This window comes from Cyanobium sp. ULC082 (assembly GCF_977927535.1).
Map to the genome: position 1 here is coordinate 1,003,303 of NZ_OZ376397.1, position 22,478 is coordinate 1,025,780.

Annotated in this window: 24 protein-coding genes and 1 pseudogene; 18 read left to right on the forward strand and 7 right to left on the reverse strand. The window is 60.6% G+C overall.

What is annotated here, in order from left to right; all coding sequences use genetic code 11:
• Window positions 1–281 precede the first annotated feature (281 nt).
• Window positions 282–1,331 (forward strand): linear amide C-N hydrolase, encoded by a 1,050-nt coding sequence (locus ACXMDY_RS05365; protein ID WP_457767420.1) that lies wholly within the window; start codon window positions 282–284, stop codon window positions 1,329–1,331.
• A gap of 106 nt (window positions 1,332–1,437) precedes the next feature.
• Here the strand turns inward: ACXMDY_RS05365 and ACXMDY_RS05370 are convergent, their stop codons facing one another.
• The gene (locus ACXMDY_RS05370; protein WP_457767421.1) at window positions 1,438–1,848 is read right to left on the reverse strand and encodes a hypothetical protein; all 411 of its coding nucleotides are present in this window, start codon (window positions 1,846–1,848) and stop codon (window positions 1,438–1,440) included.
• A gap of 122 nt (window positions 1,849–1,970) precedes the next feature.
• Between ACXMDY_RS05370 and ACXMDY_RS05375 the strand changes: the two are divergent.
• The 3 genes and pseudogenes from ACXMDY_RS05375 to ACXMDY_RS05385 all read left to right on the forward strand — a co-directional run.
• Window positions 1,971–2,153, forward strand: a pseudogene (locus tag ACXMDY_RS05375) (thiamine biosynthesis protein ThiC); the annotation flags it as partial.
• Window positions 2,154–2,309: 156 nt separating this feature from the next.
• The gene (locus tag ACXMDY_RS05380) at window positions 2,310–4,715 is read left to right on the forward strand and encodes a DUF1254 domain-containing protein (RefSeq protein WP_457767422.1); all 2,406 of its coding nucleotides are present in this window, start codon (window positions 2,310–2,312) and stop codon (window positions 4,713–4,715) included.
• Between the two features lie 126 nt (window positions 4,716–4,841).
• A complete protein-coding gene (locus ACXMDY_RS05385) occupies window positions 4,842–5,903 on the forward strand; it encodes a helix-turn-helix domain-containing protein (RefSeq protein WP_457767423.1) in 1,062 nt (353 codons plus the stop codon).
• Window positions 5,904–6,005: 102 nt separating this feature from the next.
• Here the strand turns inward: ACXMDY_RS05385 and ACXMDY_RS05390 are convergent, their stop codons facing one another.
• Complete coding sequence (locus ACXMDY_RS05390) at window positions 6,006–6,353, reverse strand: hypothetical protein (protein WP_457767424.1); 348 nt, start codon at window positions 6,351–6,353, stop codon at window positions 6,006–6,008.
• Between the two features lie 127 nt (window positions 6,354–6,480).
• A complete protein-coding gene (locus ACXMDY_RS05395) occupies window positions 6,481–6,678 on the reverse strand; it encodes a hypothetical protein (protein ID WP_457767425.1) in 198 nt (65 codons plus the stop codon).
• On the opposite strand from ACXMDY_RS05395, the gene ACXMDY_RS05400 reads away from it, so the two are divergent.
• Window positions 6,668–7,138 carry a hypothetical protein gene (locus tag ACXMDY_RS05400; protein ID WP_457767426.1) on the forward strand — a complete coding sequence of 157 codons (471 nt, stop codon included), beginning with the start codon at window positions 6,668–6,670 and terminating at the stop codon, window positions 7,136–7,138. The two genes, ACXMDY_RS05395 and ACXMDY_RS05400, sit on opposite strands and share 11 nt — an antisense overlap.
• 6 nt (window positions 7,139–7,144) lie before the next feature.
• Entirely contained in the window at window positions 7,145–7,396 is a 252-nt protein-coding gene (locus tag ACXMDY_RS05405; RefSeq protein WP_457767427.1) for a DUF1651 domain-containing protein, read from the forward strand.
• A 165-nt stretch (window positions 7,397–7,561) separates the two neighbouring features.
• Here ACXMDY_RS05405 and ACXMDY_RS05410 read toward each other — a convergent pair whose 3' ends face one another.
• Together ACXMDY_RS05410 and ACXMDY_RS05415 are read right to left on the reverse strand one after the other, a co-directional pair.
• Window positions 7,562–7,714, reverse strand: a complete 153-nt coding sequence (locus ACXMDY_RS05410; protein ID WP_457767428.1) for a thiamine-binding protein — start codon at window positions 7,712–7,714, stop codon at window positions 7,562–7,564.
• Between the two features lie 92 nt (window positions 7,715–7,806).
• Window positions 7,807–8,370 (reverse strand): HPP family protein, encoded by a 564-nt coding sequence (locus ACXMDY_RS05415; RefSeq protein WP_457767429.1) that lies wholly within the window; start codon window positions 8,368–8,370, stop codon window positions 7,807–7,809.
• A gap of 58 nt (window positions 8,371–8,428) precedes the next feature.
• On the opposite strand from ACXMDY_RS05415, the gene ACXMDY_RS05420 reads away from it, so the two are divergent.
• The 5 genes from ACXMDY_RS05420 to ACXMDY_RS05440 all read left to right on the forward strand — a co-directional run bounded on the left by ACXMDY_RS05420 (window position 8,429) and on the right by ACXMDY_RS05440 (window position 12,665).
• The gene (locus ACXMDY_RS05420; protein ID WP_457767430.1) at window positions 8,429–8,593 is read left to right on the forward strand and encodes a hypothetical protein; all 165 of its coding nucleotides are present in this window, start codon (window positions 8,429–8,431) and stop codon (window positions 8,591–8,593) included.
• 405 nt (window positions 8,594–8,998) lie between these two features.
• The gene (locus tag ACXMDY_RS05425) at window positions 8,999–9,244 is read left to right on the forward strand and encodes a hypothetical protein (RefSeq protein ID WP_457767431.1); all 246 of its coding nucleotides are present in this window, start codon (window positions 8,999–9,001) and stop codon (window positions 9,242–9,244) included.
• A 583-nt stretch (window positions 9,245–9,827) separates the two neighbouring features.
• Window positions 9,828–10,034 (forward strand): hypothetical protein, encoded by a 207-nt coding sequence (locus tag ACXMDY_RS05430; protein ID WP_457767432.1) that lies wholly within the window; start codon window positions 9,828–9,830, stop codon window positions 10,032–10,034.
• A gap of 338 nt (window positions 10,035–10,372) precedes the next feature.
• Complete coding sequence (locus tag ACXMDY_RS05435; protein WP_457767433.1) at window positions 10,373–11,785, forward strand: glutamate decarboxylase; 1,413 nt, start codon at window positions 10,373–10,375, stop codon at window positions 11,783–11,785.
• A 10-nt stretch (window positions 11,786–11,795) separates the two neighbouring features.
• On the forward strand, window positions 11,796–12,665 hold the full coding sequence (locus ACXMDY_RS05440; RefSeq protein ID WP_457767434.1) for a hypothetical protein: 870 nt from the start codon (window positions 11,796–11,798) through the stop codon (window positions 12,663–12,665).
• An 89-nt stretch (window positions 12,666–12,754) separates the two neighbouring features.
• Here ACXMDY_RS05440 and ACXMDY_RS05445 read toward each other — a convergent pair whose 3' ends face one another.
• Complete coding sequence (locus ACXMDY_RS05445; RefSeq protein WP_457767435.1) at window positions 12,755–14,374, reverse strand: alpha/beta hydrolase family protein; 1,620 nt, start codon at window positions 14,372–14,374, stop codon at window positions 12,755–12,757.
• Window positions 14,375–14,629: 255 nt separating this feature from the next.
• Window positions 14,630–14,884, reverse strand: a complete 255-nt coding sequence (locus tag ACXMDY_RS05450; RefSeq protein ID WP_457767436.1) for a hypothetical protein — start codon at window positions 14,882–14,884, stop codon at window positions 14,630–14,632.
• 345 nt (window positions 14,885–15,229) lie between these two features.
• Here ACXMDY_RS05450 and ACXMDY_RS05455 point away from each other — a divergent pair, with 345 nt between their 5' ends.
• The 7 genes from ACXMDY_RS05455 to ACXMDY_RS05485 all read left to right on the forward strand — a co-directional run bounded on the left by ACXMDY_RS05455 (window position 15,230) and on the right by ACXMDY_RS05485 (window position 22,067).
• Complete coding sequence (locus ACXMDY_RS05455; RefSeq protein WP_457767437.1) at window positions 15,230–15,919, forward strand: GAP family protein; 690 nt, start codon at window positions 15,230–15,232, stop codon at window positions 15,917–15,919.
• Between the two features lie 117 nt (window positions 15,920–16,036).
• Window positions 16,037–16,207, forward strand: coding sequence for a hypothetical protein (locus ACXMDY_RS05460; protein WP_457767438.1), 171 nt, complete (start codon window positions 16,037–16,039; stop codon window positions 16,205–16,207).
• Window positions 16,208–16,853: 646 nt separating this feature from the next.
• Window positions 16,854–17,858 carry a formylglycine-generating enzyme family protein gene (locus ACXMDY_RS05465; protein ID WP_457767439.1) on the forward strand — a complete coding sequence of 335 codons (1,005 nt, stop codon included), beginning with the start codon at window positions 16,854–16,856 and terminating at the stop codon, window positions 17,856–17,858.
• A 226-nt stretch (window positions 17,859–18,084) separates the two neighbouring features.
• Window positions 18,085–19,749 (forward strand): arylsulfatase, encoded by a 1,665-nt coding sequence (locus ACXMDY_RS05470; RefSeq protein WP_457767440.1) that lies wholly within the window; start codon window positions 18,085–18,087, stop codon window positions 19,747–19,749.
• A gap of 105 nt (window positions 19,750–19,854) precedes the next feature.
• Entirely contained in the window at window positions 19,855–20,427 is a 573-nt protein-coding gene (locus tag ACXMDY_RS05475) for an HdeD family acid-resistance protein (RefSeq protein WP_457767441.1), read from the forward strand.
• Window positions 20,428–20,468: 41 nt separating this feature from the next.
• Window positions 20,469–21,539: an HAD family hydrolase gene (locus ACXMDY_RS05480; RefSeq protein ID WP_457767442.1), complete on the forward strand. Its 1,071-nt coding sequence runs from the start codon at window positions 20,469–20,471 to the stop codon at window positions 21,537–21,539.
• 60 nt (window positions 21,540–21,599) lie between these two features.
• Window positions 21,600–22,067 carry a hypothetical protein gene (locus tag ACXMDY_RS05485; RefSeq protein ID WP_457767443.1) on the forward strand — a complete coding sequence of 156 codons (468 nt, stop codon included), beginning with the start codon at window positions 21,600–21,602 and terminating at the stop codon, window positions 22,065–22,067.
• Window positions 22,068–22,478 lie beyond the last annotated feature (411 nt).

A 22,478-nucleotide genomic window follows, 5' to 3' on the forward strand; every position in this document is an offset into this window, starting at 1 on the left:
GGCGGCCACGGGGCGCAGCGCAACACCCGAGCAGGCGCGAGCGGGTGGAGCGGTGGGCCGCAGGCGCCCCGGCCTAGCCGCAGATCTGGCAGTGTTTAGCAGGGGATCGTCCCGAACCCATTGCAGATGATGACAGTCGAAGTGTCGTTCTTGCCTCTGCAAAGACACGAGATATTATTATACATAATCATCAATTCTCTATTTTCTAAATGGCTTTTATGTGTAGGTTCAATCAGTTTCGGGCCATTAGCCGGGCGTTACTTACCACTGCCGCCGGCGCAATGGTCTTGGCATCGGCCCCTTTGGTACAGGCCTGCACCGGAATAAGGCTTACGGCTGCCGATGGATCGGTCGTGCACGCACGAACAATGGAGTTCGGGCTTGACATTGCCTCGGATGTGCTGGTCATTCCTCGCGGCTTCGCCAGAACTGGCCTGACGCCTGATGGCACCGCCGGGCTTTCTTACCGCTCTAAGTATGCAAGCGTGGGCGCTAACGGGGTAGGTCTTCCCTATCTTTTCGACGGATTGAATGAAAAGGGTCTGGCGGTTGGAACGTTCTACTTCCCGACAAGTGCCGGCTACATGGCCTACACGAAAGGCAATGCCTCTCGCACACTTGCTCCCTGGCAGGTTGGATCTTGGATCCTTGAAAACTTTGCCAGCGTGGAGGACGTGCGCAAGAACATCGCCAGCATCGTCGTTGCAGACGTCACGTTCAAAGCGTGGGGTTTTACGCCGCCGGTTCATTACGTGGTGCATGATGCGTCGGGTAAAAGTATTGTCATCGAATATGTTGGCGGCAAGCTGCAGGTCCATGACAATCCCCTTGGCGTCATGAGTAACTCGCCAACGTTTGACTGGCACATGACCAATCTGCGCAACTATGTGAACCTTTCGGTGACGAATGCCGCCCCGATCAAGCTGGGGCCCGTGAAGCTAGCCCCCCTAGGCATGGGTTCAGGCATGCTTGGTGTCCCAGGCGATTTCACGCCACCATCGCGGTTTGTGCGCGCCGCGATTTATAGCGCATCAGTTCTGCCGTCTGGCACTGGCAATGCAGCCGTGGAGCAAGCATTTCATATTCTGAACCAGTTCGATATACCCAAGGGTGTTGCTCGCGACCACGAGAAGGACGAGCACGGCAATATCGTTGCTGATTACACGATCTGGACCAGCGCGAATGACCTTAAGGCCAGGCGATTCTTTATCAGAACCTATGACAACAGTCAGATTCGCTCCATCGACCTGATGACTCAGGATCTAAATGCCAAGGGAATCGCTACTTACTCCATCAAGGGCAAGGAAAAATTCGTGCCATTAACTCGATAAGGAACCGTACGATCCCACTGCTGCCCTGCTTGCTGGCCTTCACCGGCGCCGGCCAGCAGGGGGGAAAGGGCAGCCAGCTGACGCCAGCCGCCCGACCGGGACGAGATCAGGCGCGGAAGCCGAACTCCCGGCGATAGAGATCAAGGTGGTGGGCTTCCAGCAACTCCATCGCCAGGAAGGCTGGGAAGGGGACCAGGCCAGAGAGCGTGACCTCCTGGGAGGACAGCCCACGCCGGGGGCGCGCAGGAACCGCCACAGGGACAGGCATCTGAAGCGGCTCGATCTGACGCAGCTTCTGCTCGAGCAGCGCCCACAGATACTTCGGGATGCCAGAGGGCCGAGGACAGCGCCACACCTTGCAGGTGACATCCCAGGGCCGGGCCTCTTCCAGCAGCAGCCCGTGCTTGCCGGCCTTGCTGATCTCGATCATCAGCAGGTGCTTGCTCACCGCCTTGCCGGTGACGGCCCTCCAGGTGATGCCGCTCATCGTGGACGCATAGATCGTGATGGGTGCCATGGCCGAACCAGGCAAAGGACCTCGAAGCACTGCGCGGGGAGGGCAAGGGGCGCCTCGGCGCCTTGCGCAGCCCTTGCGCCGCCGCGCACGCTGAAGCAGGCCGCCGCTACCGTCCGCATCACAAGCATGCCCGCGATTACCACGACGAACCCCTGCCGTCCGACATCTACAAGCAGGCCGAGTTCTGCTCGATGTGCGGGCCGAAGCACTGCCCGATGCAGACCAAGATCACCGATGAGGATCTGGCGGGGCTGGAGGAAGTGCTGAAGGCGCAGGAGCAGGCCAGGGAGGCTGCGGTTATCTGAACCGCAGGCAGCACCAGGATCAGGGCTGATTCGGATCAGGCTGATTTTGTGCCAGGAGCGCAAACGTGGGCTGCGATCTTGCGCATCTGGCATGGTCTGAGGCATTGATTGCCCCCTCAAGACCACAATCGGTTGATCTGCTCCTGATGGTTGCTGATGTTGCGCGCGTCCCTTTCCTCCCTGTTGGTTGGCTCCAGTTTCCTGCTGGCTCCGTTGCCGGTGGCAGCACAGGTGGCGCCATCGCCGGCTGAATTCCGGCAAATCGGCAGGGAGGCCTATGTGTATGGCTTCCCGATGGTGGACAACTACCGCATCCAATACGCCTACTTCGCCGATCCGAGCAACCCCGATTACAAGGCTCCCTACAACCAGCTGCTCAATGTTCCGCGCGTCTTCACCCCGGCTGATACGGCTGTGCAGACGCCCAATTCCGATACGCCCTACTCCTGGTTGGGCCTGGATCTGCGCCGCGAACCGCTGGTGCTCAGCGTGCCGCCGATCGAGCAGCGGCGCTACTGGAGCATCCAGCTGATCGATCTCTTCACTCACAACTTTGCCTATCTCGGCAGCCGCAGCACCGGCAATGGCGGCGGCACGTTCCTGATCGCCGGTCCCAACTGGAAGGGCAGCACCCCCCCTGGCATCACCAAGGTGATCCGCTCGGAAACGGATCTGGCCCTGGCCCTTTACCGCACCCAGCTGTTCAACCCCGCCGATCTGGCTTCGGTGCAGGCCCTCCAGGCCCAGTACAAGGTGCAACCGCTCTCGGCGTTCCTCGGCGGTCCGGCCCCTGCCGCCGTGGCGCCGATCCGGTTCATCAAGCCGCTCAGCTCGGCAGAGCAGAAAACCTCGCTGCGCTTCTTCGAGGTGATGAATGCCCTGTTGCCCTACGCCCCCGTTCATCCCAGCGAGCAGAAGCTGCGCGCCTCCTTTGCCCGGATTGGGATCGCCCCGGATCGGGCCTTTGACGTCTCGATGCTGTCGCCCCGGAACCGAACGGCCCTGGAGGCGGGCATGGCCGACGGCTGGGCTGATTTCGCTGCGCTCAAGGCCCGCATTGACAGAGGCGAGGTGACCTCCGGCGAGCTGTTCGGCACGCGCGACTTTCTGAACAACAACTATCTCTCCCGGATGACGGCCGCCGTGCTTGGCATCTACGGCAACAGCCGCGAGGAGGCCCTCTACCCGGTGTATTTCGTTGATGCTGCTGGTCAGAAGCTTGATGGCAGCCGCAGCAATTACCGGCTGCGCTTCGGTCCCAATCAGCTGCCACCGGTGAATTCCTTCTGGTCGCTGACGCTCTACCGCATGCCCGAGAGCCTGCTCTATGGCAATCCGCTGAACCGCTATCTGATCAATTCGGCGATGCTGCCCGGCCTCCAGCGCGATCCCGATGGTGGCCTCACCCTGCTGGTCCAGAACCCATCACCTGGCCAGAAGTCGGAGTCGAACTGGTTGCCGGCACCTGACGGGCCCTTCTCGCTGTTTCTGCGTCTGTACTGGCCCAAGCCGGAGGCCCTCTCCGGCAGCTGGAAGCCACCGGCCCTGCTGGCTGAGCCGCTCGGCGCCGGCGTTACCGCCGGCCCGCCTGCCGCTTCCAGCGAAGCGGTCACGCCCCAGACCTACATCCGTGCGGAGACCGATCGCACTTTCCAGAACATCGTCCGGCAGGCTGGTGGGGTGAACCGCTGGTTTGTGATCCGAAACCCCACGCCGCTCGATCAGCAGACGGTGGTGCGGATGAATCTTGACACCCTCTATTCCGCTTCGATCGTGGATACCTCCAAGGGCGCCACGGTCACGATTCCGCCGCTGCCGAAGGGGCGGTTCATGTCGGTGCTGTTGGTCGACAATGACCACTACGCTCCGGCGGTGTTCTATGAGCCCGGCACCTACGCCTTACCGCGCGACACCAAATATCTGGCGGTGGTGGTGCGCACCCAGCTGTTCAACCCCAAGGATGCCGCTGAGATCGCAGAGGTGAACAGACTTCAGGACTCGGTTGTGGTGAGGGCAGCCAGTGCCGATCCACTTCCACCCTCGCGCTGGGATCAGGCCTCGCTCAAGGCGCTCACCCAGCGCTATGAGCAGGAGGCCAAGGCCTACTCCAGCTACAAGGGAATGATGGGCCCTCGCGGCACGGTGGATGAACGCACGCGCCACCTGGCGGCAGCGGCAGCCTGGGGTCTTAATCCTGAAAAGGATGCCACCTATCTCAACACCAGCGGTTCCTTCGATCAGCGGGTGTGCCATACCGCAACCTATGCGGTGCCGGAAAACAAGGCCTTCTGGTCTATCACCCTCTACGGAGAGGATGGCTACATGAAACACACCAATGCGGTGGTGAATTCCAGTAATGTCAAACTCAATCCTGATGGCACTTTCACTGTTGCCTTTGGCTCCCAGCAGGTCTGCGGAGCTGTTGCCAACCGCGTGGATGTGGCGCCGGGCTGGAATCTGTTGATGCGGATCTACCGTCCGGGCCCTTCCGTGCTCAGCGGTGCCTACAGCCTGCCGAAACCGATCCCGACTCCCCCATCCCAACGGACTGCAGCACCCTGAATCCGCAGGGATTGCAGCTGGCTTGGTGCCATCGATAGAGCCACCTGAAACCCACGCCGGGCGTACTTGCTAACCTCCGCCGATGGGCTGTCTGGCTCACCGCAGGGTTGTGTTGGATTTGCGTTGATGGCGCCCGCTGGTCTTGGCCGAATCCCGTTGCTGGGCCAGGCTGGCTTGAGCCGCTATTTTGACGATCCACAACTGTGGGCTGAGCAGCTTAATGCGTTCACGCCAAGCCACATCTGTGAGCCCACAGCGCGTCAAGGTCCGTTCAGCAATTGCATGGCGATGCTACCGCTTGGTTGCATGCGCATTCTGAGCACGCTTGGAAACTCCATACAGCTCGCCAGCAGCGGTTCCGGTTATGCACATCTGGTGATGTCTTATCGGGGGCTGACGCGCTGGTGTGTTGATCGCCAGTGGTTTGACAACTGGACGAACGAATCACTGCTGTATGTACCACCTGGTCCGCTCCAGATTGAAAATTCGATCACTGCCGGCATCGTCACGTTTGTCGACCTCGACGCACTCCTGCAGACGGCTCTGACGATGGAGGGCCCGGACGGCAATCATCGGATGGTGAAGGGGGCTCTTCAGTCCACCCGCCTGATTCCCGCCCAGGATCCATCCAGTCGCAAGCTATTCCGTGTTCTCTATTCGGCTTATCGACATCTTGATTGTCTGTCGACTGCAGGGAGTGAGGTTCTTCGTCAGTCCTGCATGGAGGATCAGATCCTGCGCCTCTGGATTCTGTTGCTGATTCCTGAGTTGCGTGTTGGTGCCGGCAGGTCGTCTCGTCCATCCAGTGATGGGGATGGCTCCCGTTGGATCAGGGCACTCACCGATTGGATTGATGCCCATGCAGATCACCCCCTAGCGCTCACTGATCTTGAGCGGCAAACGGGCTATTCACGCCGCAGTCTTCAGCTGGCATTCCGCAGGCATATGGGCTGCACGCCCATGCAATGGGTGAAACGCTGCCGCCTGCAGAAGGCACGCGAGCGACTCCTCCATTCCGCTCCCGGTGATTCCGTTGGTGGGGTAGCTCAACGTCTGGGCTTTGCCAATGCGGCCTCCTTCAGCCGCGATTTCACCCGCCTCTATGGCGAAAAGCCTTCTGCGCTTCTTCGCCAGGCGCCTTCACGACTGGATTCCTTTCCAGAGAGATCAGCGGGTCCCGCGCTCTGAGCCCCCGCTGTCGCCCTTGTCGCTCACCAAAGCTCGTCTGGTGATTCGCAAGACAGAGAGAAAGGGGCCGATAGGCCCCTTGGGGGCTGCCCCCCACGGGCCTCAGATCACCGAAACGGTGCAGCCCTTGGTGCCCTGCAGCTTGCGGGCGATCGCGTGCGCCTTCTCGGCGGGAATGAAGCGCATCTTCTTGACGGGCTTGCCGCGCTTCCCGAAGAACTGCAGCTCGCAGGGGTGGGCGCTGCCCTTGAGGCCACCGGGATAGAAGTGGACGACGACGCAGCGGATGGGGCTGCTGGGGCCGGATTGAGCTGCCATGGGATAAACGGCGAGGGACCCCTCGGTGCTGGCCTCCCGCACAGGGGAAGGCAGGGGCGGCGTCGCCGCAGCGCGGCAAGCCGCTTGCGCAGCCCTTGCCGAGCCGAGCAGGAGGCCACCGTGGGGACCCATCGCCCAGCTCCGAGGTTCTGCAGCAGCCCCAGCTGACGCCGTTCGGCCGTGCTCCCGCCACGGGGGGTGAGCGCGATGGGGGACGCCAAGCGTCTGGCCCACTCCAAGGGCCATCGGCTGAGGGTGCTCAGCGAAACCAGAGCGAGCACCCGCCGCCAAAGAAGCGCTGCAGCTGCTGGCCGCGCAGCTTGGCGATCGGTGCGGGCACCAGGCGGCAGGGACGCACCGCCTGGCCGGTGGCATCGAGGAACCAGATGCGGGCCTGGGCGCCGGGGTGATCGGCCGGCTCGAGGAACTCGACGCCGATGCAGGCGATGGCGGACATGGATGGCGAGCGACGGACACCTGCGCCACGCCCCGTCAGGGGCATCCTGGCCGCGGTGCCGAGCTGCCATCCAGCCGCCACGGTCGCAGGATGCTGGCCCGGGCTGGCCAACTCGATGGAACTCCTGCTAGTACGGGTGTACTTCTTGCTTGGCGGTCTTGTGTCTGCTCCCCCTGCTCGCTCTCGTGGTTCCCATCGGGACAGGAGCCCCAGCGGGGAGGAAGCGACCGTCGAGGCCTGGCCCTATCTCGATGAGGCCTTGCTGCGCCCCAGTCGCAGCCGCAAGGTCTGCATGACTTGCCATTGGTTTCGCCATCACGCCGGGGTGAACTGCATCCCCCTGCTCACCTGTCAGCTGCACCAGGGACTGCTGGCTCAGGGGGAGCACCTCACGCACCGCTGTCAGGGCTGGACCGACGACATGACACGCCAGCGGGGCTGGTGCCCGGAGGTGGCCTGAGCAGGCATGGCCATCAGCAAGGGGCCACCCCTGTCGCCCAAAGACGGGTGGCTCAGCGACGGCCGCCAGGTGCTGCGTTTCCGCCCCACGCGCTGGGAGCGCACCTACCAGCGGCTGGAGATCACCAAGGGGGAGATACTCCCCGGCGAACCGGTGCCGCTGCTCAAGAACCGCCGGGAGATCAGCCGGGATGAGGCCCTCAAGCTGTGGGCCAGCAAACGCCAGGAGGGCTGGAGCCCCTGTGAGCCCCAGTGGTGATGGGGTGGGGCCCAGGAATGAGGTTTGCCGTACTGACACAACGGCCCAACGGATCTATCAATGAGTCAGAGGCCTCGACCAGGGCGGTTCAAACCAGTTCCCTGCAACCGGCCCTAGCCCTTGGCTTCTGCGCAGCAGTAGGGCGCCCGACACGGGGCGCCCTTCTCATTGGCTCCGATCCGGCTGCTGTTGGAGCAAAGCCTCAACGCTTGCCACCTTGTCTTCCAGCGTCTGGTCCCGATCGGTGCGGATGTTGACCTTCACGTTGGTGAAGATGCGATTGCACCCCATGGCATGCAGCGCCCCATGACAGGCCACGTGGGATCCATGGGGGCGATCCAAGCGCAGCGGGTGGTTGATAAGGGTGTTTCTTTGGAGATGTAGCCCGGGGGGTGAGTGCTGCTTTCCGCTCAGAGCCAGTGGTGCGGGTAGGGCATCGCCCCCTTGACCCAGCGGCTGAAGCTGGCTGCCAGAAGCACCAGCAGCAGCGAGCCACTGAGCACCGGAAACAAAACGAAGGGCCACTTGGCACCCAGCAGTACCCCCAGAAAGGCCAGGCCGCCGGCCGGCGGATGCAGACAGCGCAGCTGCTGCCCCAGCAGGATCGTCAGCCCCACGGTCAGGGCGATCACCAAGGGCCCTCGGCCCAACAGGGCCACCGCCGCCACACTCAGCAGCGCACCCACCAGATTGCCGAGCACGATGTTGCGCGGCTGGGCCAGGGGGCTGGCCGGGTAGCCGAAGAGCAGCACAGACGAGGCCCCGAGCGGCGCGGCGAGCAGCAACTTGCCGCTCCAGGCACTGAGGGCGCTCAACAGGACAATCGCCGTCAGGGCCCCCAGCCAGCTCACCCCCAGCTGCCCCAGGCGGAATTGGGGCTGGTAGGCCCGCCCCCGCAAGCGTTCGGCGGCGATCCGTGCACCCAGGCGCCGGCCGAGAGGTCCGGAGCACCAACGCCCGATCGGCCCAAACAAATCCGTTGATTCCCCGACGCAACGGCTGCAATTCCAGCAGAGACCTGGAGCGGTTTTGGTGTTGAGCCCGACGGGTGCAACTGCCGCCGAGACCTTGGAGGAGTGGCCGTTTCTCGATCAGGCCGTGCTGATCCCCAGCTCCAGCCGCAAGGTCTGCATGACCTGCCACTTCTTTCGCCACCAGGCCGGGGTGAACTGCATCCCCCTGCTCACCTGCCAGTAGCACCAGGGCCTGCTGGCCCAGGGGGAGCACCTCACGCACCGCTGTCAGGGTTGGACGGACGACATGACACGCCAGCGGGGCTGGGCGCCGGAGGGGAGCGTGAGGGCTGGGGCCAGCCGGCAGCCACCGCTCTCACCCAAGGAGGGCTGGCTGATCCTGGTCGCCAGGTGCGCTTCCGCCCGACCCGCTGGGAGCGCCAGGTGCAAAGGCTGGAGATCACCACCGGCGAGTTGCTCCCGATAAGGAGATCCCCTTGCTGAAATCACGCCGGGAGCTGAGCCGGGCTGAGGCCCTGAAGCTCTGGGAGGACAAACACAAGCAGGGCTTGACGCCCTGCAGCCTCCAGTGGTGATCACGACCACCGCACAAACCGATCGCACCCCCACCAAGCTGAGCTCAGAACCGATGACCACTTTCTTGCCGAAGAGCAGCAGCCACCAGCCACGGCGTTATCGCTTGGTGGATCATCACGGCCAGCCACACCTTGAGCCCGATGAGCACTTCGACTCGATCGAGAAAGCCTGGGCCTTCGCCACCCTCTGGTGGCAGCAGCCGCAACCCGCTGGCGAACCGGCCACCCTCGTTGGCCTTGGCCTGGAGGTGAGCACCGAGAACGGCAGCTGGCGCACCCTTCGCCATCCGCAGGGATGATCCCACCCCTGTCAGGCCACAACAAAGGTGACCACACAAGCCACTCCTGCCCTAAGTAGATGATCATTATTTTACTGCAGATACAATCGATAGGAGCTACTATTTCCTCTCACTTGGCGAAACTTGTTGGACCACTGTGGAGGGCGTTGATCTATGGCCTGATTAGCTATTCTGGGCTTGCTCTGATCAACAACTCAGAGCTGGACCTCCCCAACATATGGATTGCCTATCTGCCGATGTTTATCGGTGTCTATGTGGTCACGCAGTGGCTAGATAAGAAGTTTGGGGGCTGAAAGCCTCGGGATTGGACGCGTCTTCATCAATCGAGGACCAGACCGTGCGGATCGATCACAGCCACTCCACCTAAAACGCCTACGAGCCAGCGGAAGCCCACGGTTCAATCAACGCCTCCAGCTCCTGGGCCCAGTGGCTGCCCAATTGAATTGATTCGCTCCTGGCGGCAGCAGGGGGCGAGACAATCACATCCCTGATGATCAGCCTCCCTGGCCCCAATGACCTCTCCGTTGCCGATCCGGCCCATTGAATCGGCCGACTGCCCGGGGCTTAGCGCCTGCTGGAGCGTATGTTCTGCGCCGGGGAATCCTTCCCCCACGACCGTGCGCTCACAGAAGCCGAGGTGAGAGTTCTGTGGGTGGAGGAGTCCCAGACGGTGATGGAGGCCCTCGCTGCCAATGGGGCCGTGGTGGGGACCTACTACCTGAGGCCCAATTCCCTGTGCCTTGGTGCCCACGTGACCAGCCTGGGACTGCCGCCTTGGTACTGGCGGTAACGCCGGCCCAGGCCGATGGCTTTATCCGCGGTGGCCTGACATCAGGCTTCCTACACCTGATCACCGGCCAGTTCGACTGGCGCCTGGCCGACTGTCCCTACCGGGTGGGCAGCCCCCTCGAGTTGGATCCGCTGCGAGGGGAGCTAGGGCAAAGCCTCTGTCTGGCACGCTCGGTAAGGGCAGCCGCAGCGATCCTCAGCCAGCCAGGAGTGGCTGGTAGACCCCCTGCCACTGAAGCGCGACCGCGGAGGCGGTTCCCGCACTCCTCTCGCCAATGGTGCCTAGAAGCATTCTCCAGGCACAATAGTGTTGGCTCACGCGTATCACCAAGGTATTCAATGGTCTCCAAGCCAGATCTTCAGTCTGCTCGCCATTCAGATCGACACTCCAGCGACGACGACATCTACGCCTCCGGAAATCTTTCGTCAGGGATGCCGAAGCGCATATTTCCAGCCAAGGAGAATAATCCCAGAGCTGTGTATGCCGCCATTCACGATGAGTTGATGCTCGATGGCAACTCCCGCCAGAATCTGGCCACCTTCTGCCAGACATGGCTGGAGCCAGAAGTTCATCAGTTGATGAATGAGTGCATCGACAAGAACATGGAGGACAAGGACGAATATCCCCAGACCGCTGAAATCGAAGCCCGCTGTGCGCGCATGCTGGCGGACCTCTGGAATGCCCCATCGATCGACGGTGCGATCGGCTGCACCACCCTGGGCTCCAGCGAGGCAGCCATGCTCGGCGGCATGGCGATGAAACGCCGCTGGGAAGCCAGCCGTCGCCAGCAGGGAAAACCCACCGACAAGCCCAACCTCGTCACGGGGCCTGTGCAGATCTGCTGGCACAAGTTCACGCGCTACTGGGACATCGAGCACCGGGAGATCCCGATGGAACCCGGCCGCTTGCTGATGACACCCGAGCAGGTGCTGTCGCACTGCGATGAGAACACGATCGGGGTGGTGCCCACCTTGGGGGTGACCTTCACGGGTCAGTACGAACCGGTGCAGGAGGTGGCTGCAGCCCTCGATGCCCTCGAGCAGCAGACCGGCCTCGACATCCCCATCCATGTGGACGGCGCCAGTGGTGGATTTCTTGCCCCCTTCTGCCAGCCTGATCTGCTCTGGGATTTCAGGCTGCCACGGGTGAAATCGATCAATGCCTCAGGCCACAAGTTTGGCCTGGCGCCCCTGGGTACCGGCTGGGTGCTGTGGCGGGAAGCGAAGGATCTCCCCGAGGAGATGGTGTTCTGGGTGAACTATCTGGGTGGCAACATGCGCGACATCACCTTGAACTTCTCCAAGCCAGGTGGGCAGGTGATCTGCCAGTACTACAACTTCATCCGGCTGGGCAAAGAGGGCTACCGAAAGGTGCACGACGCCTGCTATGCCACCGCCCAGCATCTGGCGAAGGAAATCGAGAAGCTCGGCCCGTTCGAGATGATCTATGGCGGCGATCCCAAGACGGGAATTCCATCGGTCTGTTGGCGGATCAAGGACGGGGAGGATCCGGGCTTCAATCTCTTTGACCTGGCGGATCGCCTGCGTGTGCGCGGCTGGCAGGTGCCCGCCTACACCCTGCCCGCCCACTGCAGCGATCAGGCGGTGCAGCGGATCCTGGTGCGGCACGGCGTCAGCCGTGACCTCGCCGACCTGCTGCTGGAGGACATCAAGGGTGCCATCGACCATCTCCATCTCCATCCCCTGAGCGCCTCGCTGAGCAGTCAGGAAGCCTCAGGCTTCCATCACTGAGCCGACGTCGATGCTGACCAGCAGCCCTGGAAGCTCCGTGCTGGAGCAACAAGGACCTTGGCCGTTCATCACCAGGCGTGTGGCCAGGAGAGAAGGGCAGATCGTGAGCCTGTGGCGCTCGCGTCATCAGCGCAAGGGTCTGCCTGTGCGGCGGACCGGACAGATCCTGCTCCTGGAGGTGGCCCTCAGCCGCTGTCTCTGGATGCCGCTGGAGCTGAACTGGTGGATCGGGGTGTTGTTTGCCCTCGGTTCGCTGCTGTTTGCTCTTGGCAGTTGGCTGAGCCTCCAGCCGCTGCTGGCCCAACAGTGGCGCCTCAGCCCCGAGGCGGTGAGCCGGGTGTTCTTGTTGGGTTCGATTCCTTTCACCACAGCGGCTTACCTGCAGTTGTTTCAGGCCGCCAACGCTCCCCTGCCCTCCGGTCAAGCGCAGGCCCACGGCCAACACCGGCGTTGGTTCGGCTGGAAGCCCAGGGATCCGGGCTGGCTCAGCTGTGCCCTGCAATTCCCAGGCACGCTGCTGTTCAATCTCAACACCTACAACGCACTCAACACCGGGCTGGATTGGTTCGATCAGGAGCTGATGGTCTGGGCCCCGGACCTGCTGGGTTCTGTGCTCTTTCTGGCCTCCGGCTATTTGGCCTTCATCGACTCCTGCCACGCCCACTGGGCATGGCAGCCGCGCAGCCTGTCGTGGTGGGTGACAGCCATGAACCTGATCGGTTGCGTGGGGTTCATGCTCTCGGCCGTGCTCAGCATCGTTCTGCCGTCCACGGTGGGACCCGCTTGGCCAACGGCATCGCTGCTGTTCACCCTGGCGGGGGCCATGGGATTTCTGATCGGTTCCCTGTTGATGCTGCCTGAGGCAGTCGTTCCTTCCTGAACCTCTCGTCAGCCGGTGATCACGGCACTGCACCGGCTAAGCGGAGCGTGGATGAGTCGTTCCCAGCTGACGGTCTACAAGGTCAACAACTATTGGCTGGCAGGGATCGGACGGGTCTTCAGCTCGGTTGTGACGTTCACCAGGGGATAGGTGCTGTCCCCCCAGCCATCGGGAGGCAACAGCAGGGGTGCATTGGGGCCTGGGGCCGCTGCCGGCCCAGCTGCGAAGGCACCATTGGTCCAGGCCAGCAGCAGCGCTCCAAGCGGCCCGCCACCTTGCTCCAAGGTGGCGCGAAGGTTGAAGTGGGTGCCGCCCTTGGCCAGCACGACCTGATGGCCGCCGCCCACGTTGCGGGCCTCCTGGGCCATCGGGATCAGCGCTTCAGGTCCGGAGGGAACGACCCAATCGTGCGTACCGCTCACCAGCAGCACCCGGGCGTTCATCTTGCCGGCCGAACCCACGTTGAACAGCAGCGACGTCACCGGACTCACCACCATCACAGCCTTGATGCGTGGATCAGCCCGCCCGGCCCGGTTTGCCGTCTTGAGGAAGCTGCACTGGAGCACCCAGCTGAGATTGCGGGCCGGATTGCTCAAGTTCGGGCATCGCTTGATCATCAGCGCGTTGCTGGGTTGGGCGCCCGCCAGCTGGAGCATGTCGGTAGCGCCCCACGACTGGCCCATCCCCACCACATCGTCGGTGCGGAGATTGGCGGGAAGGTCGGTGAGCGTGCCCTTGGCGGCCGCGTCGATCGCTGCCGAGATGTCCATGGGCCGCAGGATCAGGTCTTCGGGGCTGGGCGGCGGGGTTTCGCCAGCGAGCATCGAGCGCTGCTGGCTGAGGTCGCTGCCGGGGTGGCGGGGGATCAGCACCGTGTAGCCATGGCTGGCCAGGTGCTTCGCCCAGCCCTGGAAGCTCTCGGGATCGTCCCAGAGCCCGTGGGAGATCACCACCAGCCGTCCGTTGGCACCAGTGGTGGGCATGACCGACACAATCGAAAGCGGCTGGGGCCGGTAGGCCACACGGATGGTCTGTTCCGCCAACTTGATCGCCCTCGGCCCCATCCGGGTCAGGGCCGGATCGATGGCCGCCGTGGGGATCGCCTTCACCAAGCGCTCACCTTCCGCCTGCTGACGGATGAGCCGGTCCGCAGCCAAAACAGCCTGCTCTAGATCCAAGGTGGCCGACTGCCCCGGGATCGCCTCCAGCACATCGAGCAGGGTGGGAGATCCCTTGGCGGCGGCCCGGTTGAACACGGCGGCCAGCTCCTGGCTGTCAATCGGCTGGGGTACACCCTTGACCTGGAAAATCGCTGAAACGATCATCAACGCCTGGTTCAGCAGCGGTGATCCCACCGAGGTGTCGGTGAAGCGGGTCACCTCCAGGGGCAAGGGTGTGTTCACCAAACCCACCAGCTTGCGGCCCAGGTCCCCATTGGTGGCCTGATCCAGCTGGGCCAGATCGCTGTTGCCACTCAAGAGGGTGCTTGGGTTGCGCAAGTCAGCCAGTTTCACCGTGAAGCTCGTTTGAAGCAGGGGCAACGGCACCACGATCTGCTCGAGGGCATGGGCGGGAGCGCCCAGACCTCCCAGACCAAGAACCACCAGACCGCTACAGCCTGTGGAGAGGGCCCATCGCCGCAGGGCGGGATGAAGGCGGGCTTGTTTCAGGTTCTCAACCACTTGGCGGTCCATTGGGTAGATGGGCATGGGTTGAAAGGGCTCCAGTGTTGCGGTGAAACATCAACCCTGGAGCCATTCACACCTATTTCAGCTGATCATCCAGCAGGGATAGATCACAGGGAGAAAGCCGCTTTCCGTAGGGCCGATCGCTGGCCTCCCACAGGTGCCCCACGTCGGTTGATCTGAGGCGCCCATCCACGTGCTCCCTGGCATCACCCCCCCCCCAGTGCGTGATTCTTCCACTGGCCCCTCTAGCTCCAGACCCTTTCCGCTCAGCCAGGTTCAGAGGCCGTACTTGGCGGCAGCCTTCTGCTTGCAAATCGTCTTGGCGCTGCTGATGCTCATGCGCGCATTCACCTGTTCGACGACGCAGCTGCAGGTGTAAGTGGCCAGGCCTGCCGGTGCCGGCTTGCCCGAGAGCGCAACCTCTGCGTTCACGGCATTGCTGCAGTAGTGCATGATCAGATCGTCTTTCATGTTCTGCGCCCTGGCTCCAGGCGCGACGCAGGCGAGGGTGCCGCAGCTCATTGCCGCCATGGCTAGGAACCGCGCTGATGCCGACATTGCCAAACTTTCCAAAAATCAAGCTTAACTGTAGCGGCTTGCAAAGTTGTCCTGCAAAGCAATCTGAGGCCCTGAGATTCGTCGGACATGCATCCTCAATCAACAAGAATGGATGTCCTTCATGAGAGCGTCCGCAGTCGATCGAGGCGCAAAGGCGTGGCTTTTGGCTGGGACAACACATCTAGCGGCCCGTCTACTGCCACTTTCATGCTGGATGATGATCTGAGGCTCCTAGCGATCTGTCTCGAAGCTTGAGCTGACGGTGGGCAGGAAGTCTCAGTAGCCCGCACCCCCACTCGACCCCTGAGCCGACTGCCCATGGCCACTGCAGCTGATCTGACCTCCCTCGCCCTCAAGGTGTTGCCGCTGGCCCTGGGAGCGGCGGTGAGCCCGCTGGTGCTGGTGGGACAGATGGTCACGCTCAGCCAAGGTGGTGCGGGCCTGCGGCCGGGCTGGAGCTACGCCGCCGGGACAGCTGTGGTGGTGGCTCTCTGGTTGGCCCTCGGCCTGGCGGTGGGCGCTGCCCTGCCGCCCCACCCCAGCGGCCCCGACCCGGTGTCAGCAGGACTGCACCTGATGCTGGCCCTAGTGCTGGTGGCGATTGGTGCTCGGATTCTGAGCCGCTCAGCCGCCCCCGCGGAAGCCAATACAGCTCCACCTCCGCCGGTTTCTGCTGGAGGTCATACGCTCAGGCATGCCTTTCTGCTAGGCCTGGGAGCCATGGCGGCCAACCTCACCTCCTTGGTGCTGGTGTTGCCCGCCAGCGAGATGTTGTCTCGCTCCAGCCTCCCCGGAGGTGCCAAGGCCCTGCTGGTGCTGGCCGTGGCCTTGATCACCCTTTTGCCCTCCCTGGTGCCGCCGCTGGCCCTGGCCCTGGCGGGGGCGAGCGGCCGCAGGGCCCTGGAGCGATTCAGCGCCTGGAGCGAAGCCCACCAACGTCAGATCACCGCATCACTCTGTTTCGGCTTTGCCCTGCTGCTGGCCTGGAGTGGCCTCGGTCTGCTCTGAGCGGCCCCCGCATCACCTATAGCTAGGCACCATGGAGCTTGCACCCGCTGGCCCTTGGTTATGGGCACGAAGGGGCTACCACCCGGGCGGGTCCAGCGCCTCCAGTCATTCCCCATCTTGTCCTTACCCAGGAAGTGCGCCGAACACCTCAAGGGCTGGCTCATCTATGGCCGTCAGGAGCTGCGCTTCCGCCCGACCCGCTGGGAGCGCGACGTGCAACGGCTGGAGATCACCAGCGGCGAACTGCTGCCCGATCAGGAGATCCTGTTGCTGAAGCGGCGGCCTTGAGCAGAGCGATCACCGCGAGTTAGCGCAGGTCGTCGAAGGGATGGGTGGTGCAGCCGACAAAGTTGCCGGCGATCATCTTGGCCAGGGCCAAGTGCCCCAGGGCAGGTCAGCGGCGTTCGAATGGCTCGGCTGGCAGCCACGGGGCCTGTGGTCGCAGGGCCGAAAGCCGAGCGAGGGCTGTTGCTCACCCTGGAGGGTCTTTGAGACAGCGCGAGCACGGCGGCGAGCGCCCCACTCAGCCGGAGCGACGATGGCATAGGCCTGTATGAACAACTCAGCAGTCTGTCAAGGCTTTTCGCTGCCATTGATCAAGTGTTCGCCAAAATGAGGTTGGATGAGAGATCCGGTCTAAGGACCCGCAGTGTCGTCAGGGTGAGATGTCGAATTGCTCATCAGCCATGTAGTGCCTGATACGAAAGATTGTGGCTTGGAACGTTCATTCGGCGAGATCCGAAAGCATTGTTAAGCAATGTTTCAAGGGGGGGGGGGTGACAGGGTCTTGCAGGCCAGCGGGGTCACAGTTAGAAGTCGCGACATAAGGGTCTGCCAAGTCTTACCAAGTCCGCATTCAGCATTAGCCCTCCATTTTGAGCATCAATTGCGTGGTAGCTGCTCTTAAGACTTCACGACCGATGCGGGAGCAGGAATGAAAGCGTCCAATCAGCAGATCTTGGCCTTTGCATTCACGATCGCGGCTCTCCTGATTGCCTGCCCAGCTGCCTTTGCCTGCCCAGCTGCCTTTGCCTGCCCCACTGGGATGGTAGAGATCCATGGCGGAACCTTTCGCATGGGGACAGATACCCAACTGCCGGAAGAGCGATCGGCGGAAGCTGTCACGGTTGAGGACTTCTGCATGGACAGCCATGAAGTCACCAATGCCCAATTTGCCCAGTTTGTGAAAGAAACTGGCTATCTCACGATCTCAGAACGGCCTATACCCAAAGACCAGTATCCCGATTTGCGGGATGACCAGCGAATGCCTGGTTCGGTGGTGTTTCAGCCAGTGGCAGCAGCAGGGGAACCGATTCCAGATTTAAGCTGGTGGCATTGGGTTCTTGGCGCAGATTGGCGTCATCCGGAAGGTCCGAGCAGCAGCATTGAAGGCAAGGAAAGTCATCCCGTTGTTCATGTTGCTTTTAATGATGCTCAGGCCTATGCCAAATGGGTAGGTCAGTCGCTGCCAACGGAGGCACAGTGGGAATTCGCGGCGCGCGGGGGGCTTAAAGACAAAGTCTTTAGCTGGGGAAACACTTACTCGGCCAAGAAAGCCAACACTTGGCAAGGTAAGTTCCCGGTAAATAATACCCAGGAAGATGGTTATCTCGGCACGGCCCCAGTTGGCTCGTTTCCTGCCAATGGATACGGCTTGTATGACATGACAGGCAATGTTTGGGAATGGACGAATGATTGGTATCGTTTCGGACACGAGGGAATGGCCAACACCATTAACCCCGTTGCCAGCAACGAACAGGAAAGCTTTGATCCTCGAGAACCCGGTATCACCAAGCACGTGATCAAGGGGGGATCGTTTTTGTGCGCCCGTAACTATTGCAGTCGTTACCGACCTTCGGCAAGAGAGGCCCTGTCCCCAGATTCAGGTACGTCCCATGTTGGTTTTCGTCTTGTGGATGTATCCACCAACTCATCTTAAGCCAACCTTGATGCAACGGCTTCCCTTTTAAGTAAAAACTTCGTTAAATGAACAAGCCATGAAGCATTTCTGTCGATCTCACCTTCGGCGTTTTACAAGCCTGTTAATGGCTCTTTGTTTGAGCATCTCATTGGTGGCTTGTGGTGAGAAATCCCCAGAAGCCACAGTTGCCGCCCCTTCCTCGACAGCAGTTGCCACATCAAGTGGCCAACCTGTTTCTCGCGCGATGGGGCTTCCCAACAAGGAATTTGCTGAAAAACCGAACATTATGTTCATCATGGGTGATGACATCGGCTGGATGCAGCCGGGCATCTACCACCGTGGCTTGATGGTCGGGGAAACGCCCAACATCGATCGCATCGGCAAAGAGGGCGCAATTTTCATGGATTACGTCGCCATGCAAAGTTGTACTTCTGGGCGCAATGCCTTTTTCACTGGCATGTATCCGCTCCGCACCGGCATGATCCCGCCGCAGTTACCCGGTAGCCCTTCCTACCTGAGGCCTGGTACTCCGGCACTTGCTAAGTTCCTCCGCGATCGCGGCTATACAACCGGAGAGTTCGGCAAAAATCACCTTGGTGATCATACCGCCGCCCTTCCGACGGCCCATGGATTCCAGGAATATTGGGGCTATCTGTATCACCTAGACGCGATGCAAGGAGTCAGTTTTCCCGACATCAACAAGTCACCGACGGTGCAGGGTATCGCGCCGCCCTGTAGAAATACGCCTGTTCCAGGACTCCCCCCAGTCCCCGGTGCTGTGGATGCAGCCACCACAACATGCCTGACGCCGCCACGCCCCGTCGTCTACTGCACATCCTCCGACGGAACTGAGAAAAACCAGACCTGCAAGGATGAAGGCCCGTTGACGCTAGATCGGTCCAGAACCATCGACGAGGAGATCTCGACCAAGGTGATCGACTTCCTTGATCGCAACGACCCGAAGAAGACCAACAAGCCTTTCTTTGTCTGGTATAACCCAGCCCGCATGCACGTCACAACCGTGCTGCCGCCGAAGTATGAGGCCATGATTGGCGAGCCGGGTGGCAAGGACTGGGGCGCGAACGAAGCAGGCATGAAGCAGATGGACGACAACATCGGCTATGTCATCAAGAAGCTCGATGACATGGGTCAGCTCGATAACACCCTGCTCGTCTTTACTACCGACAACGGTGCTGAGGCCATCTCCTTCCCCGACGGCGGTGTCACGCCCTTCAAGGGTCAAAAAGGAGAGGCCTGGGAAGGTGGCTATCGCGCTCCCATGGTGGTCCGCTGGCCCGGGCACATCGAAGCGGGCACGGTCAAGAATCAACTGTTCGCTGCCCTCGACTGGCTGCCGACGCTGGTGGACATTGCCGGTGGACCTAAGGGAGACGGCCTGAAGAAGCAGATCGAGGCGGGCAATTACCCAGGCATCGTCAAGACAACCCTGGACGGTGTTGATCAACGCGATTATCTCGAAGCCAAAACAGAAAAGTCGGCACGCGACGTCTTCTTCTATTACTCAGGTTCGACCCCTTCCGCGGTGCGTTACAAGAACTGGAAGATGTACTACTCAATGGCTCAGCCGGGACCCGCCGGCTGGCTCATGCCTCTTATCCCTTTCCACTGGACCTTGGTGCAAAACATCAAGCGTGACCCCTTTGAGCAGGCAGTTGGAATCGAGCAGAAGACGGCTATGAGCATGGGCGGTGCACTTGGTTCTCCGAGTACCGCCTACATCTACGACTGGAATATGCTGCCAATCGGACAGCAATTGTGGCTGAATGAACTTGAGTCCTACAAGACATTCCCACCACTTCAGAGTCCAGAAACTTATAATCTTACCGGGATTCAGGAGAAGATAAGGGAACAGGTGAATGCTAGTCATGCCAATCATCCCAGCGACTAGTCGCTAGAGACAAGGCTGACGATATGGAGCGGGTACATCGCGTCAATGTTTCCGCTCTCTTTTCAGAACTCTCTTCATTGCACATTCCACAGTGAACCAACTCTCATGTTGAACCTCAATCCTGAATCATCCCAGGACCCTCAGCAGAACCACAAGAGCGCAAGCGCGATCGCTGTGCTCATGATTCTTCTGGGTGCACTGGCCATCTTCTATCCACTTTTTGCGACGGTCTTTACCTTCAATGTTCTCGGCTTTGTGCTGTTATTGTTCGGCACATTGCAATTATTCTATGGAGCTCAGACTCGCACGATGCAGGTCGGACACCATGTTCTCAATATTCTGATGGGGATTTTTTACCTTATTGTAGGATTTTGGATTTTAAGACATCCCGTATTTTCCATCCTTGATCTGACCCTGGTGATCGGTATACTCTTCTTCATTCAAGGAGCTATACAAGTTATCCATTCCTTTGAAATGCGACCAGTTCAGAACCGTGGCTGGATGCTCGCCAGTGGCATTGCTGGCATCATCCTCGGCATTCTGATCTGGAGCAACTGGCCTGTTGATTCCTTGACCCTGCTCGGGTTATTGGTTGGCATTAACCTGATCATAACGGGGGTCAGTCTGTTGGCCATTTTCAATCAAGCTAAGCGTTCGACTGCCGTAGACAAGGCTTGACTTGATCAAGTCAAAATGAGAGTCTCTCAAGAGAAGCGATCATGACATTCATCCGCAAGTCGTATTCGTTGACGCTATCAATACTGTTTGCGGTGGTATTCTTAATCGTCTTTATCACCCTGACGAGGGCAATTGCACTGCCGCAGCCTTCTGATCCCCTTCCTTCCTGGAATCAGGGGGAAGCCAAGCAGACGATTATCAAATTTGTGCAATCAACCACAACCCAAGGCAACCCGGAGTTCGTGCCTCCGGCCGAGCGCATTGCCGAGTTCGATCAGGATGGCACCCTCTGGGTCGAGCATCCGCTCTACACCCAGGTGATGTTCGCGCTGGAGCGCGTTCCGGATCTGATCAAGGCCAAGCCGGAATTGGCTCAGGTCGAACCGTTCGAGACCGTCCTCTCGGGCAATAAGGCGGGCCTAGCGAAGCTTACTGACAAAGACTGGTTTGAAATCGTGCTCGCGGCTCAGAGCGGCATGACAACCGAAGCGTTCACGCGGGACGTGAACGCCTGGCTCGCAAAAGCGCGGCATCCGCGCTGGAGCCGTCCTTACACCGAGCTGACCTATCAACCGATGCAGGAGGTACTGAAGTATTTCCGGGCCAACGGCTTCAAGACGTTCATCGCCACAGGCGGCAGCCAGGGCTTTGTGAGGCCCTATTCCGAGCGGGTCTACGACATTCCGCCCGAACAAGTCGCAGGCACCGCGCAGCCGCTTCGCTACGGGTATGGCAATGATGGGCTGCCGACGCTCACGCGCCAGCCGAAGCTGCTGCTCAACAATCTCGAGGCCGGCAAGATCGAGAACTTCTATCTCCTGTATGGACGCCGGCCCCTCGCCGCTTTCGGCAACTCGTCCTCGGATGATCGTCAGATCCTCGAATACACCACCGCCGGCCCTGGCCGACGCCTTGGCATGCTGGTGCTCCACGACGATGCCAAGCGTGAATACGCCTATGGCCCTGCGCAAGGGCTACCCGATACGACGGTCGGCACCTTCAACCAGGAGCTCTACGAGGAAGCGAAGAAGAAGGGCTGGATCGTGATCAGCATGAAGAACGACTGGAAGCAGATCTTTTCTTTTGAGCCTCGCCTCCCGTCCCATCGCTGACATCAATCCCCAATTATGGGGGCATAGTAATGTAGAATTAAATCTTGTTGATCTGCAGTTATGAAGCTTCTGGCCATCTCCCTTCTGAGCGCATCATTAGCCCTCGGTGTTGGTTCAGCTGCAGAAGCGCAACCGAGTTGTACCTTCCTGCAACCAATCGGCGGCAACGGCATCACTCCGATCGTCTCCAAGCAAGTCGGTCGCGACAAGCTGATCGGCAGGGACAACTGGAACACAGACTTCATCGTCAACCAGCCCTACAGCAGCTTCAAGTTCTTCTTCACGGCTAACTCTTCCGACGCCAATGCGAAGTACCCAGTGGAGGGCTTTATGAAGTTCAGCGATGGTTCTAACCTGCAGGTGATCACTGAGACCATGAACCCACCGATCGGCACTGGGCGGATGTTCGGACCATTCCCAGCCATCCCCGGCAAGCAGGCCAGTCAGATGAACTTCAAGGTGGGCGCCAGCAGCGACCCCGGTGCCCTGGGCTTCAGCTATCGGATTTCAGTGCAGGGCTGCATTTGAAGCCTCCGAGGCGACATGGTAAATGATGTATTGAGAATCTACCTACCTGGTTAGTTTCGTACTATTTGCCATTCCTGCTGTCGCTTCGGAGCCGAGAGTATGCAATCAGGCGGCACTTGACCCCAGTGCCGCACAACTCCCGTCATACTCCAAAGCGCGTGCAGCAGTCTTAGTATGCTTCCTCCGGTAGGCGATACGGGGCGTTCAGCTGCTTACTGGAGGCCGAGCCTTTGATAGGTGGTACGCCGTGACAATGACATGTGGAACCCCTTGGTCAGCTTTAAACTTGAGGGAGTCGACACACCTAAAAATGATTAACAGGCACGCCACAATCTAATTAAATCACAGGCCGTGGTGGCAGCCCTACTCGCGGACATGGCCGGCCAATTGTTCGGCTCCAAACCTTGTGAG